The sequence below is a fragment of the Anaerostipes caccae L1-92 genome (assembly GCF_014467075.1).
Lineage (GTDB): Bacteria > Bacillota > Clostridia > Lachnospirales > Lachnospiraceae > Anaerostipes > Anaerostipes caccae.
In genome coordinates this window covers 2737324-2756123 of record NZ_AP023027.1, presented here as the reverse complement: position 1 = coordinate 2756123, position 18800 = coordinate 2737324, and the positions used below count along the sequence as shown (strand labels likewise).

14 protein-coding genes and 1 other annotated feature are annotated in these 18800 nt (G+C 45.5%); all 14 genes read left to right on the top strand.

The genetic code is table 11. The features are described 5' to 3' along the window. Positions 1-69 precede the first annotated feature (69 nt). The 14 genes from ANCC_RS13375 to ANCC_RS17845 all read left to right on the top strand — a co-directional run bounded on the left by ANCC_RS13375 (position 70) and on the right by ANCC_RS17845 (position 18788). Positions 70-1902, top strand: a complete 1833-nt coding sequence (locus ANCC_RS13375) for an NAD(P)-binding protein (RefSeq protein WP_156340205.1) — start codon at positions 70-72, stop codon at positions 1900-1902. Further along, positions 1896-3614, top strand: coding sequence for a [FeFe] hydrogenase, group A (locus ANCC_RS13370; RefSeq protein ID WP_006565663.1), 1719 nt, complete (start codon positions 1896-1898; stop codon positions 3612-3614). Before ANCC_RS13375 ends, ANCC_RS13370 begins: the two co-directional genes overlap by 7 nt. Before the next feature lie 83 nt (positions 3615-3697). Beyond that, positions 3698-4894, top strand: coding sequence for an NADP-dependent isocitrate dehydrogenase (locus tag ANCC_RS13365; RefSeq protein WP_006565662.1), 1197 nt, complete (start codon positions 3698-3700; stop codon positions 4892-4894). A 388-nt stretch (positions 4895-5282) separates the two neighbouring features. After that, positions 5283-6068: a tropomyosin gene (locus ANCC_RS13360; RefSeq protein WP_006565661.1), complete on the top strand. Its 786-nt coding sequence runs from the start codon at positions 5283-5285 to the stop codon at positions 6066-6068. 307 nt (positions 6069-6375) lie between these two features. Beyond that, positions 6376-6632: a binding site (T-box leader), on the top strand. A gap of 50 nt (positions 6633-6682) precedes the next feature. Beyond that, complete coding sequence (gene trpE, locus ANCC_RS13355; protein ID WP_006565660.1) at positions 6683-8140, top strand: anthranilate synthase component I; 1458 nt, start codon at positions 6683-6685, stop codon at positions 8138-8140. Then, positions 8137-9774 carry a bifunctional anthranilate synthase component II/anthranilate phosphoribosyltransferase gene (locus ANCC_RS13350; RefSeq protein WP_006565659.1) on the top strand — a complete coding sequence of 546 codons (1638 nt, stop codon included), beginning with the start codon at positions 8137-8139 and terminating at the stop codon, positions 9772-9774. The genes trpE and ANCC_RS13350 overlap by 4 nt, the downstream gene beginning before the upstream one ends. Before the next feature lie 10 nt (positions 9775-9784). Then, positions 9785-10564 carry an indole-3-glycerol phosphate synthase TrpC gene (trpC, locus tag ANCC_RS13345; RefSeq protein WP_006565658.1) on the top strand — a complete coding sequence of 260 codons (780 nt, stop codon included), beginning with the start codon at positions 9785-9787 and terminating at the stop codon, positions 10562-10564. Next, the gene (locus ANCC_RS13340; protein ID WP_006565657.1) at positions 10561-11184 is read left to right on the top strand and encodes a phosphoribosylanthranilate isomerase; all 624 of its coding nucleotides are present in this window, start codon (positions 10561-10563) and stop codon (positions 11182-11184) included. The genes trpC and ANCC_RS13340 overlap by 4 nt, the downstream gene beginning before the upstream one ends. Further along, a complete protein-coding gene (gene trpB, locus ANCC_RS13335; RefSeq protein WP_006565656.1) occupies positions 11177-12367 on the top strand; it encodes a tryptophan synthase subunit beta in 1191 nt (396 codons plus the stop codon). The genes ANCC_RS13340 and trpB overlap by 8 nt, the downstream gene beginning before the upstream one ends. Then, complete coding sequence (trpA, locus tag ANCC_RS13330) at positions 12357-13142, top strand: tryptophan synthase subunit alpha (protein ID WP_006565655.1); 786 nt, start codon at positions 12357-12359, stop codon at positions 13140-13142. The genes trpB and trpA overlap by 11 nt, the downstream gene beginning before the upstream one ends. Positions 13143-13358: 216 nt before the next feature. Further along, the gene (locus tag ANCC_RS13325; protein ID WP_006565654.1) at positions 13359-14402 is read left to right on the top strand and encodes a sigma-70 family RNA polymerase sigma factor; all 1044 of its coding nucleotides are present in this window, start codon (positions 13359-13361) and stop codon (positions 14400-14402) included. A gap of 118 nt (positions 14403-14520) precedes the next feature. Then, entirely contained in the window at positions 14521-15630 is a 1110-nt protein-coding gene (locus tag ANCC_RS13320) for an RNA polymerase sigma factor (protein ID WP_006565652.1), read from the top strand. 163 nt (positions 15631-15793) lie between these two features. Further along, positions 15794-16051 (top strand): hypothetical protein, encoded by a 258-nt coding sequence (locus tag ANCC_RS13315; protein WP_006565651.1) that lies wholly within the window; start codon positions 15794-15796, stop codon positions 16049-16051. Continuing rightward, the gene (locus ANCC_RS17845) at positions 16026-18788 is read left to right on the top strand and encodes an InlB B-repeat-containing protein (RefSeq protein WP_006565650.1); all 2763 of its coding nucleotides are present in this window, start codon (positions 16026-16028) and stop codon (positions 18786-18788) included. Before ANCC_RS13315 ends, ANCC_RS17845 begins: the two co-directional genes overlap by 26 nt. Positions 18789-18800 lie beyond the last annotated feature (12 nt).

The window sequence follows — 18800 nt, the reverse complement described above, 5'->3', positions numbered from 1 at the left end:
AAAACTATTGTATGACAAATAGAAATTGTATATAATTAGATACAATATTTATAAAGAAAGGGTGATGGAATGAGTCGATTAGAAATTGTAACACCGGGCCGTGCACAGATTGTGATGGAGGGTCTGTATAAAGATTTGGAGAGAAGGATAGAGTCCAGTCCGCCGGGGATCTGCCCGGTCGATATGTCGAGGGCATTTCTTGAGTTATGTCATGCGCAGACATGCGGTAAATGTGTGCCCTGCAGGATTGGTCTTGGGCAGCTTAAAAACCTGATCAATGATGTCCTGGATGGAAAGGCAACTATAGAGACATTGGGACTGATCAGGGATACGGCGCAGTCAATCATGGATTCAGCAGACTGTGCGATCGGCTATGAGGCTGCCAATATGGTATATAAAGGAGTGATCGGTTTCAGAGATGATTATCTTGAACATATCATGTACAACCGTTGCCTGATGTCGTTAAAACTTCCGGTGCCCTGTGTGTCTTTATGTCCGGCGAGAGTCGATATTCCGGGTTATATTGCCCTGGTCAGGGAAGAAAGGTATGCGGATGCCGTCCGCCTGATACGCAAAGACAATCCCCTGCCGACAACCTGCGGTTTTATATGCGAGCATCCGTGCGAAGCTAAGTGCCGCAGAAATATGATCGATGATTCGGTAAATATTCGTGGATTAAAACGGGTAGCCGCAGATTTTGCCGGCAAAGTTCCTCCTCCGCCATGCGGTGAAGAGACTGGAAAAAAGGTAGCCATTGTGGGCGGCGGACCGGGAGGGCTGAGTGCTGCCTATTATCTTAGACTGATGGGACACGATGTTACAATTTATGAGATGCTGCCGAAGCTGGGCGGCATGTTAAGATACGGCATTCCAAATTACCGGCTTCCAAAGGAACGGCTGGATGAAGATATCGAGGCTATCCTCGCCACCGGCGTCAAGGTGCAGTATGGCACTGTCATTGGAAAGAATTGTTCTGTAAGTGAATTGAGGGAACAGCACGATGCTGTCCTGATATCCATCGGCGCCAGCACCGATAAAAAGCTTGGACTCGAAGGAGAAGACGCAGAAGGTGTCATTTCCGCAGTCCAGTTTTTAAGAGATGTAGGCCATGGACGGTGTGAGTGCCTGGAGGGACGGGAAGTGGCAGTGATCGGCGGAGGCAATGTCTCCATGGATGCGGTGCGGACAGCAGTCCGTCTCGGCGCAAAAAAAGTAAGTATTGTCTACCGGCGGCGAGTTGCCGATATGACGGCTCTGGAGGAAGAGATTCAGGGAGCCGTGGCAGAAGGGGTTGAGGTGAAGACCCTGATGGCTCCGTCGAAGATCGAGGTTTCAGAAGACGGAAATGTAAAAGGGATCTGGGTAACGCCCCAGATGATCAGCAGGATACAAAACGGCAGAGCCAGTGTGAAGCCCACCGGTGAGGAAGATGTCTTTATCCCATGCGAGACACTTGTAGTGGCGATCGGACAGGATATTTTGTATGAGCATTTTGAGGAGAACGGAGTACCTGTTCAGAGAGGCAAGATCAAGACTGAAAAATACGGAGGGTTTGACGATATTCCGGGAGTGTTTGCAGGGGGAGACTGTGCAACGGGGCCAGCCACGGTTATTTCTGCCATCGCTGCTGGAAAAGTCATTGCTGCAAATATTGATGAATATCTCGGCTTTCATCATGAAATCACCTGTGATGTGGAGATTCCGGAGCCGCGTCTTAACGACCGTCCTCCGTGCGGCCGGGTGAATATGACAGAGAGAGAGGCCGGAGAACGTGTACAAGATTTTGAAGGAGTAGAAAACTGTATGTCAAAAGCTGAGGCTTATCAGGAGTCCGGGCGGTGCCTGCGCTGTGACCACTTTGGATTCGGAGTATTTAAAGGAGGGAGGGATACGAAATGGTAACACTGACGATTGACCAAATGAAAGTAACGGTGCCTGAGGGCACGACAATTATGGAGGCGGCAGCTTCCATTCATATCGATATCCCAAAGCTCTGTTATTTAAAAGGCATTAATGAAATCAGTGCCTGCCGCGTCTGCGTTGTGGAGATGGAAGGCAAAGACAAACTGATCACATCCTGCAATAATGTAGTGGAAGAGGGCATGGTCATCTATACAAACAGTCCCAAGGTGCGGTTAAACCGGAGAAAAACGGTTTCGATGCTTTTGTCACAGCATGACGGGCAGTGCATCACCTGCAGCAGGAGCATGAACTGCAGCCTCCAGAAGATCGCAAATGATTTTAACATACTGGAGAACCCATTTAAAAAAGAATTTGTACATAAAGAATGGGATAAGACATTTCCTTTGATCAGGGATGCGAACAAGTGTATCAAATGTATGCGCTGCGTTCAGATCTGTGATAAGGTACAGGGGCTGAATGTATGGGATGTATCCGGCACCGGGGCAAGGACAACGGTGGATGTATCCAGGAACCGGGATATCCGGGTCGCGGACTGTTCTCTCTGCGGACAGTGCATCACACACTGCCCGGTCGGGGCGCTGAGGGAGAGGGACGACACTTCTATGCTGTTCAGCGCCCTGGAAGATGAAAACAAGATCGTGGTTGCTCAGATCGCACCGGCAGTCAGGGCTGCCTGGGCGGAGCAGCTTGGCCTTTCCAGAGAGGAAGCACCGGTTGAGAAGATTGTGACGGCATTTCGGAGAATGGGAATAGACTATGTATTCGATACGACATTTTCTGCCGATCTTACGATCATGGAAGAGGGAAGCGAGTTTGTCAAACGTCTGCAGGATGGGGATTTAGAAGAGTATCCTATGTTTACTTCATGCTGTCCCGGCTGGGTAAGATTTATAAAGACTCAGTTCCCGGACATGATTGGAAGGCTTTCCACAGCCAAGTCTCCGCAGCAGATGTTCGGAGCGGTCATGAAGACTTATTTTGCAAAGAAACTTGGAGTAGATCCGGAACGAATCTTTACACTGTCCATTATGCCGTGTCTGGCTAAGAAAGCGGAAAGGGAGATGGATTTATTTTATGAAGAATATGCAGGCCATGATATTGACTGCGTACTGACCACAAGAGAACTGGACCGAATGCTCCGCGCAGAACATTTAAATCCTCAGTTTTTGGAGAAAGGAGAATTTGATTCTCCGTTTGAAACAGGCACAGGTGCAGGCGTTATTTTTGGGGCAACCGGCGGTGTTATGGAAGCGGCTTTGAGGTCGGCTTATTTTCTTGTGACCGGGGAGAATCCGGATGCGGATGCTTTTCGTGAGATCCGTGGAGTCAAACGCCAGGGATGGACAGAAGCCGAGTTTGATGTGGCAGGAAATGTCATCCGTGTCGCCGTAGTAAGCGGTCTTGGCAACACAAGGAATCTGATGGAAGCCATACGCAGAAAAGAAGTGAAGTATGAGTTCGTCGAGGTTATGGCCTGTCCGGGAGGCTGCGCCGGAGGCGGAGGCCAGCCGATCCATGACGGGCAGGAACTGGCAGAAGAGAGAGGATCAAGCCTCTACTTCCTGGACCGGGATACAGAGATCCGTTTTTCACATGACAATCCGGACATACAAAACCTCTATGAAGAGTTCTTTGAGAAACCACTGTCTCACAGGGCACACCAGCTGCTACATACGGAACACCAGGTCTGAATCTATCAATCTCTTTGACATGGTTTTCTTTTTTCGCTATAATAGTAACAATTTATGGAGAATGCAAGAAAAGGAGAACTAGTATGAGCAAGATAGAGATGACGACACCATTGGTTGAGATGGATGGGGACGAAATGACAAGAATTCTTTGGAAAATGATCAAAGACGACCTTTTGTCCCCTTTTATCAACCTGAAGACGGAATATTATGACCTTGGTCTGGAGCACAGAAATGCCACGGATGATCAGGTGACCTTTGATGCGGCAGAAGCAACCAAAAAATATGGTGTTGCTGTCAAATGTGCTACGATTACTCCGAATGCCGCAAGAATGGACGAGTATGACTTAAAAGAGATGTGGAAAAGCCCGAACGGTACGATCCGTGCTATTTTGGACGGAACAGTTTTCAGAACTCCGATCACCGTCAAAGGAATTGAACCGACAGTCCGCACATGGAAAAAGCCGATTACCATTGCAAGACATGCTTACGGTGATGTCTACAAAGGCGTCGAGATCAAAGTGCCTGGAGCGGGAAAAGCAGAATTGGTATACACGGCAGAAGACGGAACCCAGATAAAAGAGCTCATTCATGATTTTGACGGAGCAGGAATCCTTCAGGGCATGCATAACACAGAGGGTTCCATCCGGAGTTTTGCGAAGAGCTGTTTTACATACGCATTGGATACAAAACAGGATCTCTGGTTTGCCACAAAGGATACCATTTCAAAGAAATATGATCATACCTTCAAGGATATTTTCCAGGAGATTTATGATGCAGAATATAAAGAAAAGTTTGAGACAGCAGGCATCGAGTATTTTTATACATTAATCGATGATGCGGTTGCCCGTGTCATGAAGTCAGAGGGAGGCTATATCTGGGCCTGTAAAAATTATGACGGGGATGTAATGAGTGATATGGTATCTTCTGCATTCGGATCTCTCGCCATGATGACTTCTGTTTTAGTATCGCCGGATGGATATTATGAGTATGAAGCGGCGCACGGAACAGTACAGCGTCATTACTACAAGCACCTGAAAGGGGAAGAGACATCCACCAACTCTGTTGCAACCATTTTTGCATGGACAGGAGCTTTGAGAAAGCGCGGCGAATTAGATTCCAATGAAGAGCTGGTTAAATTCGCAGACAGGCTTGAGAGGGCGACGATTGATACGATAGAAGAGGGTACGATGACAAAAGATCTTGCATTGATTACTACGCTTAAGAACGTCAAAGTTGCAAACAGCGGGGAGTTTATTAAAGCAATCGCTGAGAAATTATAACAAACAATTATAAAATATTACCTTCTGTTTAACCGATACTTATTCAGCAGGTCTTCCTCTAATGCGAGGAGATATTTACGATAAAGAAGGGGATCCTGATAGCCACATGGCCAGGATCTTTTTTTATTACTTAGGAAAGACCTTGTCACGCTAATGCGTGAAAGGCTTTCCTAAGTAATAAAAAAAGATCCGCGGGTTGTACACAGATGCGTAAGGAAATCATTTGACTACGTCAAATCGCATCTGGTACGCAAAGTGTTCATACTAAAATGGAAAAAATTGTTGATTTCATATTGGCAACATGGTATAATCAATAGCATAATTACTCTAAAATATACTTACTAAGTGACTGCAAAAGATAAATTTTGAATAACGAAAGGGGGAGTTTATGGTGTTATCGAATGAAGATTTTCAGCAGCTTGCGGGATTGTTTGATATAAAGCTGAGTCCGATCACCCGGCAGCTGGGGGCCATAGAAGGCAGACTCGAAACAGTGGAGAGCCGGTTGGATACAGTGGAGAACAGATTGGATACGGTAGAGACACATCTGGGAGGAATAGATGAAAGGCTTAACACGGTAGAGACACATCTGGGAGAAATAGATGAAAGGCTTAACACGGTAGAGACGCATCTGGTAGAAATAGATGAAAGACTTAATACGGTAGAGACGCATCTGGTAGAAATAGATGAAAGACTTAACACGGTAGAAACGCATCTGGTAGAAATAGATGAAAGGTTTAACACGGTAGAAACGCATCTGGTAGAAATGGATGAAAGATTCAATGCAGTAGAAGAGCATTTGGGCGAACAGGATGAAAGATTTAACACAATAGAGAAGCATTTAGGCGAAGTAGATGAGAAGTTTCATATTGTTGACAGGCGGATGGATACGATGCAGAATCAGATTACTTTGCTTATACGAAAGACAGACAAGATAGAAAAAGACCTGTCTGGAACTAAAGGTATGGTATCAAAAATTGGGAATACACTGGATAATGAAGTATTGCCAAAACTGGGAGCTTTACACGACGGATATTTGCAAAACAAAGATATTTCATTCCGCTTGGTCACAAATATGGAGACAGAATCTTTGGAGGATATCGATACTTTGAAAAAAATAGCAGAAGATCATTCTGAACGAATTAACAAATTAGAAAGAAAATGCTCTGTTTAAGATGAGAATGTAACAAAAGTAAATTTATGGTTGAAAAATAAAGAGAAATGTATTATAATGTAAATTAAGGATGAGAAATCATTTTCACCATCTCTTGTACGAATATATCATTCATCTCTTCTCAATTATAAACTACTACTAAATTACGCGGCATCAGATGTACGAATCTCATTTCAACTGAATCTAAATAGAATTCTGATACTTCCAATCCTTGAAGTGAGAATGATTTCCATCCTTATACTGATGCACATGAAGAAAAAAACACTTGACATTATTTGGCACCCTGGAATATAATAATAAAAAATTGAGAAATCCTTTGAGCAAAAGTAAGTAGCTTGGCAAACGGTTTTACAGAGAGCTGCCGGTTGGTGGAAGACAGCAGATACGAGTCATGCGAATGGGTTTGTGAGGAGCGCAGAGAACGCATATTGTCAGTAACTGTCGACGTGATCCCACGTTACGGGAACGGAGTATAAAAGCTTAGGCGGAGTACTCTTAGAGGAGAGTCTGTAATTTCAGAAGGACTCTTAAATTTGGGTGGCACCACGGTCTATCGTCCCTTGTATGAGGGATGACAGGCCTTTTTTGTTATTTAGAAAAGATAGGAGGATTCTATGTTAAGTCCAACATTAGAACAGGTGAAAAATTTATTGACGATTTATCCGACAGTACCGGTGTTTTATGAGGTGCTGGCCGATCATGTGACACCGATTCAGGTTTTTATGGCACTTCGAAAGGCCGGTACCCCGTCCTTTATGCTGGAAAGTGTGGAAAACAGAGATCAGTGGGGAAGGTATTCATTTATCGGTGTGAATCCAAAAAAGGAAGTAAAGATAAACGGCACAGAAATAGAGATTGACGGAACAAAACAGACAGTGGAAAACCATATTGCATATTTAATCGAAATGGTCAATGCATACCAATCTCCGGTACTTGTTGATAAACCAAAGCTTACCGGAGGATTTATCGGATATTTCGGTTATGATACCATTCGGTTTGTGGAAAAGAAACTGGTCAATGTGCCCGAGGATGATCTGAACATGCCGGAATGCCATTTGTGCATGTATGATGAGATTGTCGCATTTGATCACCTGACAAACCGGGTGATCGTGATCCAGAATGTTCATGAGGAGGATGATCTGGAGACAAAGTATAAGGGTTTGGAACCAAGAGCAAGAAAATTGATCGAACAGATCGACAATTTCCGGATGTCCAGAAAAGAACGTACAGATAAAAAAGAGACAAAGGTAATTTCAAATATAACAGAAGAAGAGTACAAATCCAAGGTAGAAAAAGCAAAAGAATACATAAGAAACGGCGATATCTTTCAGGTTGTGCTCTCACAGCGGTTTGAGGTGGAAAGCGAGGCAGATCCGTTTGATGTTTACCGGTGTTTAAGAACAACAAATCCATCGCCGTACCTGTACTTTTTTGACTTCGTAGATTATCAGATTGCAGGTGCCTCTCCGGAGATGCTCGTAAGTGTCACCAATGGAATCGTGACGACGAAACCGATTGCGGGTACTGTGCCGAGAGGAACAACGAAAAAAGAGGATGATATTCTGGTCCGGCAGCTCATGCATGATCCCAAAGAACAGGCGGAGCACACGATGCTTGTGGATCTAGGGCGGAACGATGTGGGAAAAGTCAGCCGGTTCGGAACGGTACGTGTGGATAACTTTATGTCAGTAGAAAAATATTCGAAGGTGACCCATTTAGTCAGCGACGTACAGGGCGAGCTGAGAGAAGACAAAACTGCACTGGATGCCCTTATGAGCATACTTCCTGCCGGCACATTGTCCGGTGCCCCAAAAGTCAGAGCCATGGAGATCATTGACGAGTTAGAAGATAAAAAGCGAGGGCTATACGGCGGGACCGTGGGATATCTGGCATTTGACGGGAACATTGATACGTGTATCGCGATCCGTACGGTGCTTTTTAAAGATGGGAAAGGATATGTCCAGGCAGGAGCTGGAATTGTGGCTGATTCAGAACCGGAAAAAGAATACGAAGAGACTAAAAACAAAGCGCTGGCAGTCATCAATGCGATTAAGGAGGCGGCAGAATTATGATTTTATTAATAGACAATTACGATTCCTTTACTTATAACGTCTGTCAGGGGATCGGCGAGCTGTATGAGAATATTGTAGTCGTCAGAAATGATGAGATTACAGTGGAAGAACTGGCACAAAGAGAGATCGAAGCGCTGATTATCTCTCCGGGACCCGGATATCCGGAATCTGCGGGTATTTCAAAGGAGGCAGTCCGGTATTTTGCAGGAAAAGTTCCGGTGCTTGGGATCTGTCTGGGACACCAGGCCATCGGTGAGGTATTCGGGGCTAAGACGGTTCGTGCCAAAACTCTGATGCACGGAAAACAGAGTAAGATTCAGATTGACAGCAGTCTTCCTCTGTTTCAGGGACTGCCGGAAATAATCCCGGCAGCCAGATACCATTCTCTGATTCTTGAGAGGGAGGGGATACCGGAAGTGCTCACGGTTGCGGCCAAAGACGATGAGGGACAGATCATGGCTGTAAAACACAGAGACTATGACGTGTACGGGATACAATTTCATCCGGAATCTATTTTGACGGAATCCGGAAAAGCAATTTTTGAAAATTTCTTAAAGATAGCAGGTATAGAGACAAAGACAGAAAAGAAGGTGGAAGAGATGGAACCGGCACAGAAAACTGCGATGAAACCATATTTAGAAAAAATTGTCGAGGGAAGACATCTGACAGCTGATGAGGCATACGGAGCTATGGACTGCATTATGTCAGGAGGCGCGACCCAGGCGCAGATCGCAAGTTTTGTCACAGGGCTGCGCATGAACCATGAGACTGTGGATGAAATTACCGGATTTGCAAAAGTCATGCGCGCGAAAGCAGCCGTTGTTCCCAATGAGACAGAGGCCATTGATATTGTAGGAACCGGCGGTGACTTGGCCAGCAGTTTTAATATCTCCACAACATCCGCATTTGTGATTGCAGGGGCGGGACAGAAGGTTGCAAAACATGGAAACCGAAGTGTCTCATCTAAAAGCGGGGCGGCCGATGTGCTGGAAGCCCTGGGTGCCAAGATCGGACTTTCTCCGGAGCAGAATCAGAAATGCCTGGAGGAGGTGGGAGTCGCCTTTCTGTTTGCACAGACACACCATGGCTCTATGAAATATGCCGGACCTGTGAGGGCCCAGCTTGGAGTGAGATCTGTATTTAACATTTTAGGGCCTCTGGCAAATCCGGCCATGACAAATTATATTGTACTGGGTGTATACGAGGAAGATCTTCTGAGACCTATGGCGGAAGTCATGCAGAATCTGGGTGTGAAGCAGGCAATGATCGTGTACGGGGATGACTGCCTGGATGAGATCTCCATATCCGATACGACCAGTATCTGTGAGATACGGGACGGGAAGCTGATTTCTTATAAGATCAGCCCGGAAGAATTCGGAATCCCTATGGCAGAAAAGGACTCCATCAAAGGAGGAACATCGGATGAAAATGCGGTGATCACAAGAGAAATTCTGACGGGAAAAGAACAGGGGCCGAAAAGGGACATCGTACTTCTCAATGCGGGAAGCGCCCTCTATACCATAGGGGCAGCAAAAGATATGAAGGAAGGAATCGAGATGGCAAGGCGGTCCATTGACTCCGGCAGTGCCATAGAAAAACTCAACCAATTCATTGAATTTACCAATCGCTATTAGGAGAACACCAATGATTTTAGACGATATTGTAGAGAAGAGAAAAGAACAGCTTGAGAGGGAAAAAGAAAATTTCCCTCTGGAAGATATGAAGGAGATGGCTTTACATTCCAAGAGAGTCTCCCTGGATTTTAAAGCTGCACTGAAGGCTGATGGAATTTCGATTATATCCGAAGTAAAGAAAGCGTCCCCATCCAAAGGAATCATCTCAGAAGATTTCCGTCCAACAGAGCAGGCGAAAGCCTATGAAGAAGCCGGTGCAGACGCTATTTCCTGTCTGACAGAGGAACATTTTTTTAAAGGAGCAAGTAAGTATCTGGCGGATATCAGAGCCAGCGTAAACCTGCCGATCCTGAGAAAAGACTTTATATTTGACGAATACCAGATTTATGAGGCAAAAGTGCTGGGAGCCGATGCAGTCCTGCTGATCGCTGCGATCCTTTCGGAAGTAAAACTTTTGAAGCTTTCCTGGCTGGCGGCATCTCTGGGACTGTTTTGTCTGACAGAAGTCCACAATGAGGAGGAACTTCAAAAAGTCATCCGCTGCAAATGTGATATCATCGGCATCAATAACCGGGATCTGAAAACATTTCATGTGGACTTGAATACTACGAAACGATTGGCAAAACTGGTACCGTATGATGCAGTGCTCGTCTCTGAGAGCGGCATGAAAAACGGAGACGATATAAAGGAAGTGAAAGAGTACGGAGCCGATGCGGTGCTGATCGGAGAGACTTTGATGCGTTCAGGAGATATTAAAAATACAATCAATGAACTGAGAGGAAGCCTATGAAAATTAAAATGTGCGGGCTTCGCAGACCGGACGATATAATTTACGCAAATGAGTGCCTTCCGGACTATATAGGATTCGTTTTTGCTGAGAGCAGAAGAAAAGTCAGCGGCAGAGAGGCAAAAAAATTGGGGGAACAGCTGGACCCGTCCATTAAGAAAGTCGGCGTTTTTGTAAATGAACCGCTCCGGTCCCTGATTTCCATATCAGAAGAGGCGGGACTCGACATCATTCAGCTGCACGGAGATGAAGGAGAAGAGTACATCAAAGAAGTGAAACATGAAACCGGAAAAGAACTATGGAAAGCTGTCCGGGTGAGAATGGTAAAAGATATTCAGGAGGCACAGAGACTCCCGGCGGATAAGCTCTTGCTGGACAGTTTCTCAGAAGAGTCTTATGGAGGCACGGGGAAAGTCATGGATTTTGCGGTGCTTGACCAGGCAGATATCCGGAAACCGTATTTTATAGCGGGAGGTCTTACGGTTGAGAATCTGCCGGAGATCTTAAAAAAGGCAGAGCCGTATGGGATTGATATCTCCAGCGGGATTGAGACTGAAGGGGTAAAAGACAGGGAAAAGATGCTCAAGGTAATACAGTGTGTAAGAGGAGGAAAAGATGAGTAAAATCGGAAGATTCGGAGATTTCGGAGGACAGTATGTGCCTGAGATCGTGATGAACGCGGTCAATGAACTGAATGAGGCATATGAAACATATAAAAATGATCCAGACTTTTTGGAAGAGCTGCATGAATATTATAAAAACTATGCAAACAGGCCGTCTATGCTTTACGAGGCAAAGCGTATGACCAAAGATCTGGGAGGTGCAAAGGTATTCCTGAAAAGGGAAGATTTAAATCACACCGGAGCCCATAAGATCAACAATGTGCTGGGGCAGATATTGCTTGCGAAGAGGATGGGCAAAAAGCGCATCATTGCCGAAACCGGAGCAGGGCAGCACGGAGTGGCCACAGCCACAGTGGCGGCGCTGTTTGATATGGAATGTGTCGTCTACATGGGAGCGGAGGACGTGGAACGCCAGAGTCTCAATGCTTATCGGATGGAACTGCTGGGAGCAAAAGTTGTGGCCGTGCAGAGCGGTACGCGAACCTTAAAAGACGCGATCAACGAAGCTATGAGAGACTGGGCTACGAATATTGAGACAACTTTTTACTGCATCGGTTCTGTTATGGGGCCTCATCCTTATCCGACCATGGTCAGGGATTTTCAGAAGATCATCGGGGAAGAGACGAAACGCCAGATGCAGGAAAAGGAAGGAAAACTTCCGGACTGTGTGATCGCCTGCGTGGGCGGCGGGAGCAATGCCATGGGAGCTTTCTATGACTTTGTAAAAGATAAGAATGTGCGCCTTGTCGGAGCCGAGGCGGCGGGAAGAGGGGTTCATACAATCCAGCATGCGGCCACGATCGCCAGGGGAAGCAAGGGTATTTTTCACGGAATGAAGAGCCTTTTTCTTCAAAATGAGGAAGGACAGATTGATGAGGTTTATTCTATTTCCGCAGGTCTTGACTATCCGGGAATCGGACCGGAACACGCCCACCTTCATGACATTGGCAGGGCAGAATATGTGAGCGTCACGGATGAACAGGCAGTATGCGCATTTGAGTACTTAACAAAGATGGAAGGGATTATTCCGGCCATTGAATCAGCCCATGCGGTAGCCGCGGCAATGGAAATTGTCCCGAATATGAAAAAGGATGAAAGTGTTGTGATCTGTCTGTCCGGCCGGGGAGACAAGGATGTGTTTCAGGCAGCAAGATATAGAGGAGTGAAGTTAGATGAGAATTAAAGAAGCATTTGAGAAGAGAAAGAAAAATGGACAGAAAGCGCTGATTACCTATATCGTGTCCGGTGATTTTGGATATGAGACTACTAAGAAAAATATCATGAGTATGGTAAATGCCGGTGCGGATATCGTAGAGATCGGAATTCCGTTTTCTGATCCCATAGCAGAAGGGATCGTTATCCAGGAAGCCAGCCAGCATTCGCTGGAAGGCGGAACTACGCTGGCCGGAATTTTTAAGATGGTGAAGGAACTGAGAAATGAAACGGATACACCGTTTGTGATGATGATGTACTTAAATACGATTTACCGTTTTGGGACGGAACGTTTTTTTGACCTCTGTAATGAATGCGGGATTGACGGTGTCATCGTGCCGGATATGCCGTTTGAGGAGAAGGATGAGATACAGGGAACAGCTACGGCTCATGGTGTTGACAACATCAGCCTGGTAACGCCTGCTTCTCACGACCGAATCGAATCCATTGCGAAGGACGCAGAGGGATTTTTGTACTGTGTCTCATCTATTGGTGTAACAGGGACGAGAAATGAGTTTTCCACAGACTTTGACGCATTTTTTGATGTGATTAAGAAAAACGCAGATATTCCCTGTGCGGTGGGATTTGGAATTTCAGGTCCGGAACAGGCCAAAAAGATGAGTCAGTATTGTGACGGCGTGATCGTGGGCAGCGCTATTGTAAAGATCATCAGCGAGTATGGAGAAGACAGTCCAAAAAAGGTATATGAGTTTACAAAAAGCCTTCGGGATGCGCTGGATGAATAAAATTTTGTGCAAAATGTACAAATTATATGGATGAGTAAATGTCAGATATTAATAAAATTTAAAAATATTTTTCTGAAAACTTATTAAAATTTAAAAAATGTGGTAAAATAAGTATATAATACAAAATGCTGAGACCGGAATTAACTCCGGTCTTCTTTTATTCCATAGGAAAGTTTGTCCACGTTGTTATTTTTCAGAGAAAGGAGTTACACTGCAGTGCAGATAGAGGAACGGATACAAGAACTTATAAAGGCTGCCGGGCAGAACCATAATGTCATTCAGCTGGATGAGGTCGATCAGGTCTTTGATAAGAGTTTGAGTGAGCAGGAATTTGATTATGTTATCGGCCGTCTGAAAGACCAAAATATAGAATTTTCGGATTTTACAGCGGCAGGCCATGCAGACACGGCGGAAGCTGAAAATGCTGTGATGGAGGATTCAGTGAAGGCTTATCTGCACAGGATAGGCAGGATTCCGCTGCTTTCCAAAGACCAGGAAGAAAGACTGGCAAAGGAAATTGAAGCGGGAAGCCAGTCGGCAAAAGATAAAATGATCAATTCCAACCTGCGTCTGGTCGTCAGTGTTGCAAAAAGGTATGCTGCAGGCAGCGGCATGGCGCTTCTGGATCTGATCCAGGAAGGCAATATAGGGCTTATGAAAGCGGTGGACAAGTTTGATTACCGGAGAGGATACAAGTTCAGTACCTATGCCATGTGGTGGATCCGGCAGTCTGTCACAAGGGCTATCGCGGACCAGGCCAGGACGATCCGGATACCCGTCCACATGAAAGAAAAGATGGGGAAAGTCAGCGGTGCGGCCAGAAAATTTTTAGAAGAAAACGGACGGGAACCCAATGCAGATGAACTGGCAGAATTGATGGAAATCAGCAGGGATCAGATGGATGAGATCATGAGATTGTACAGTGACACTGTATCTCTAGACTCTCCGGTCGGAGAAGAGGAAGATGCGATGCTCATGAATTTTGTAGCGGACGAGAGCATGCCGGAACAATATCAGACGGCGGAGCAGGGAATTCTCTCTGAACAGATAAATGAGATATTGTCAGAACTCACCGAACGTGAACAGACGATTTTAAGGCTGCGTTTTGGATTTGTAGAAAATAGGATCTGGACACTGGAGGAAGTAGGGAGAGAATATCATGTGACGAGAGAGCGCATACGCCAGATCGAAGGAAAAGCTTTGAGAAAGCTGAAAATGAAAAAGGAAACGAAATCTCTAAGAGCCTATATTGAAGACTGATTTTGGTACTTTTTTAAAAAATCAGCCGGCGGGAGGAAAATTCCCCCGGTTGATTTTTTTTTCATTCTCCTTTATACTTTGCATCGAAACATGAAGCTGAAAAGGAAAAGGGTAAAAGATGAGAGAGAAAAGGTATGAGGAACTGGTTCCATATGTAGAACAGGCGAAACAGGGCAGCGAAGATGCGTTTGCCTATCTGTACGAAGCGACCATAGAGCCGACCCGTTATTTTGTCTATAATTTCTGTAAAAATAGAAATAAGGTGGAAGATCTTCTTCAGGAAATCTATCTGGAAGTGTACCGGTCTCTGCCGTCTTTAAAAGATAATATGGCGTTCTGTGCCTGGCAGCGCCAGATTACATATCATTGCTGCGTAAAATCTATAAAAGAGAATGAAGAAGCTTTTATCGGGGATGACAACATTGAATTTATAAAAAGTCTGACGGACAGCAGTGAAACTCCTCAGGATATAGTTTTGCAGAATGAGAAGTCAGAACTGCTGAACAGGTGTATCCAGAAGCTGCCGGAAAAGCAGAGAGCTGCTCTGTTACTTTACTCTTTTCAGCAGATGCGGATGAAAGAAATCGGAAAGGTCCTGGACTGCAAAGAGAATGCAGTAAAAAATCTTTTGTTTAACGCCAGAAAGAATTTGAAAAAACAGATCGAGATGCTTCCTCAGGAGGAACGGGATGTGCTGAACATCAGAAGCTTCGGTATTTTTACTCTCTATCCGTTCCTGCGGGAGTCTCTTACTTATGCATCTAAAAAAGGAGTGAAGCAGGGCACTCTCATGATCAAGAAGGCTGTGATGGGAGCTGCCGTGGCCGCGGGAGTCGGAATCACGGGAGTTCTTGTATTCGGGAGCACGGATCTTCCGGAGCAGGACTTCCATGAAATTCAGCTGAAAAGTCCGGACTGGGAGACTCACGATCTGTCCGGACTACGGATACCGAAAAAGAAAGTGAAAAAAACAGTGCCAGTGTCGGTTCCGGTAAATGTGACCAGAATCAGGGCGGATAAGAAGAAGGAAAGGCTTGAGATTTATGTGACCGGAGATGTAAACTTCGAAAGCACGTTTGCAAAAGACAAGAAAGGAAAGATTTTCAGACCGGAAAGTTACAGCAGTCAGAAAAAGGTTCTGTATTTTTCTGTTTTTGTGAATGATTTTGAACTCCATTTAAAATCAAAGGACGGAACAACAGAAATTTTTGACTTCCGGCAGAAATAACTGAGATCAAGAAGGATTGCCATGCTGGTGCTCCTTCTTTTTTTGTTCCACAGGAAAACTGTTCTGTGGAATAAAAAATATTGGTTTTTGGTCTAACTCTTTTTTACGGTACCAATACCTGATAAGAAAAAATGTCAGATTACGAGGAAAAGGAGCAGCAGTTATGAAAAGAAAAATTTTAGTCTTCTTGTTGGTCATTGTATTTGGGACGGGACAGGCTATGGTTTTTGCGGAGTCCGGGGTACAGGAAGCAGCAGAAGTGGAGGCAGAACAGGCAGAAGATAGAAAGCCTGAAGCGGACATAGGAAATACAGAGGATACAGAATCGACAACAGAAGAATCGGAGACCGAAACCAGTACCCAAGCGGGAGATTTGTCAAAAGACATGGAAGAAATTGGGGGGGGGCTTAAGCAGATTTAAGAATACAGAAAATATTACAGAAACATTCCTGGATGCTGATGAGACGATCGTCCCTCTGGTGAATAAAGTTTCTGAAAAGTCTCTGAAAAAGACGAAAGAAGGACAGACCATGCTGGATGTGAGTCTTGGGAATATCAGGATCAATCAGACTGGTGCATCAGGCGGAGGACTTTCAGAGGCAGAGACAGAGCTGAATCCGAATGGTTATTATATTACAGGGAAAACGAATTCGTACAATGTAGTTGTAGCAAAAGGGGTCAAGACGGCACTGACACTAGACAGCGTAGAGATTGCAAGCAACGGATCGACCCAGAGCTGTGTGATTGTTTCACATGCAGATGTGACGATCACACTGAGAGGTATCAATAAATTGGATTGTAATTATGGGACGACTGGGTCGGTAGGAGGAGCTGCACTTGCCAAGGAAGGAATGGACGGATTTTTAACCGTACAATGTGAATACGCAGATAAAGAAGGACATCAGTGTGATGACAGCTGCGGCACATTGATTGCAAAGGGAAATGTGCCTCACGCAGGAGCTATTGGCAGTACAATATCTAATGCTGGAAAAGCAGGGGAAGGAGGATTTTGTAATTTTCGGATCAAAGGGGGAAATCTTGAAGTCAGCGGAGGTACTCATGTAGCGGGAATCGGTTCTGCATGTAATACACAATCTTACTTTGGAGGAGTCGCGTATACAAAAAATATTTATATCTCAGGAGGAAATATCAAAACAACAGGGACTGAGTGTGGACCTGGTATAGGTGGAGGATTCGGAGCTGACTTCGATGGCCTTTATATAACTGGAGGTAAAATTGAGGCACGGGGAGGCAAAAATGCACCTGGAATAGGGACAAGTGTGGGAGATGCAGATACTTATAAGCTAAAAAATGTGCATATCAGCGGCGGAGACACGGTTGTCATCGCGATAGGAGATAAAAGTACAAATATGCCCGGGATCGGAGCGGCCGGAGGGAATGATTATGTCAGCAATGTAACGGCAGAGCCTGACCCAGGTTATCAGGGATATATTCAGGATGGCACGAGCCTTGAGGATTACAGCTTTATGGAGGGAACGCCATTTCATGGGAAGACCAATATCCGGGTAGGAAGATTCTACACGAAGGTTTACTTTGGACCGTTCCGGGATGTGAACGGAATCGAGGATGATACGAAAGAGCAGATCGGAGCCAACCATGTGATCAGCAAGAGCGGCGGGAAACCGTTTACGGAGGAATTGCTTCATCATCTTACAAAGGTAACGGGGAAACAGGAAAACGGGACAAACTTTCTGCCGGAACAGCTGACGCTGGCAAAACCGGAGGAACTGGAAGTTATCAATGCCGCGAAGACAAAGGGAGAAATCGGGGATTTTCCTCTGACCTATACGACTCCCAACGGCACGGAAGTAACGGTGACAGTGTTCTTAAGAAATGACGGTGAGGATGCAGGGGGATTTGATAAAGAGAACATAAAAGAACAGATCGGAGCCAATGACTTTACAAAGGAAACGGGGGGCAGCCCGTTTACAGAAGAGGATATCAAGCATCTGGGTGAGGTAAAAGGTAAAGATAAGGAAGGCAACAATATTTCTCTCGACGATTTCTCTGTGGATCAGGAACAGTTCAAAAAGATCAATGAACATAAGACACAGGGGAAAGCCGGGGAGTTTGAGCTGACCTATTCTGATGCAAAGGGAAATAAAGTAACCGTCACGGTCACACTGGTCGGTGAGTACGATGCGATTACAGAAAACCCGGACACAGGTGAGATGATAAAGGGGAAACATATCATCAGCAAAACCGGCGGCGACGGTTTTACGAAAAAGCAGCTGAAAGAGCTGTCCATGGTTAAAGCGGTGGACAAAGACGGGACGGAGATTCCGACAGAGGATCTTAGTTTTGCGGAGGAAGAGCAGATTGCAGCGATCAATGAAGCAAAGACCGCAGGGAAGACCGGCGATTTTCCTCTGACTTTCCGGACGCCGGACAATACAACGGTTACAATCACTGTATTTCTGAGAGATGAGGGAACAGATGCCGCAAAGGAAGGACAGGATGATCCTTTTTCTGTGATCGGAGCGAACCATACGACACAGCCTACAAAGGGAGAGCCCTTTACGGAGGAACAGATCATCGAACTCTGCCAGGCAAAAGGAAAAGACAAGAACCTGGATAATGCAAAGATTCTGGTGGATGAAAGACAGCTGGCAGTGATCAACAAAGCAAAAAAAGATGGAAAAACGGGAGTTTTTGACCTCACCTTTTCCCTTTCTGACGGAAATAAAGCCACAGTAAAGGTGACGCTGACAGGAGATCACAGAGTATCCTTTGATCCTGACGGAGGAGACTACCAGCCGGAAACACAGACAGTCAAAGGAGGCGACTGTGCGGAAGCTCCGAGGGACCCTGCAAAAGAGGGATATGTATTTGAAGGCTGGTATTATATAGATGAAGACGGAAATGAAGTGAAGTGGGATTTCAAGACTCCGGTTCACAGTGATGTAAAGTTAAAGGCGAAGTGGAAAGAAGCGGACAGGACGGAGACTACGGCGGCACCTACAACTGCGAAAAAGCCAAAAAAGAAAAAGACGGTGCCGGAATGGGAATATAAGAAAAGAGTAAGAAGGAAGCGCGTCAGCAGAACAGGAGATGGGAGACAGATCCTGTGTCTCATCCTTGTGTTCGGGGCGTCATTGACCGGACTTGCGGCAGGGTTTAGGAAAAAGAAAAAATAAAGAAGGCAGAGC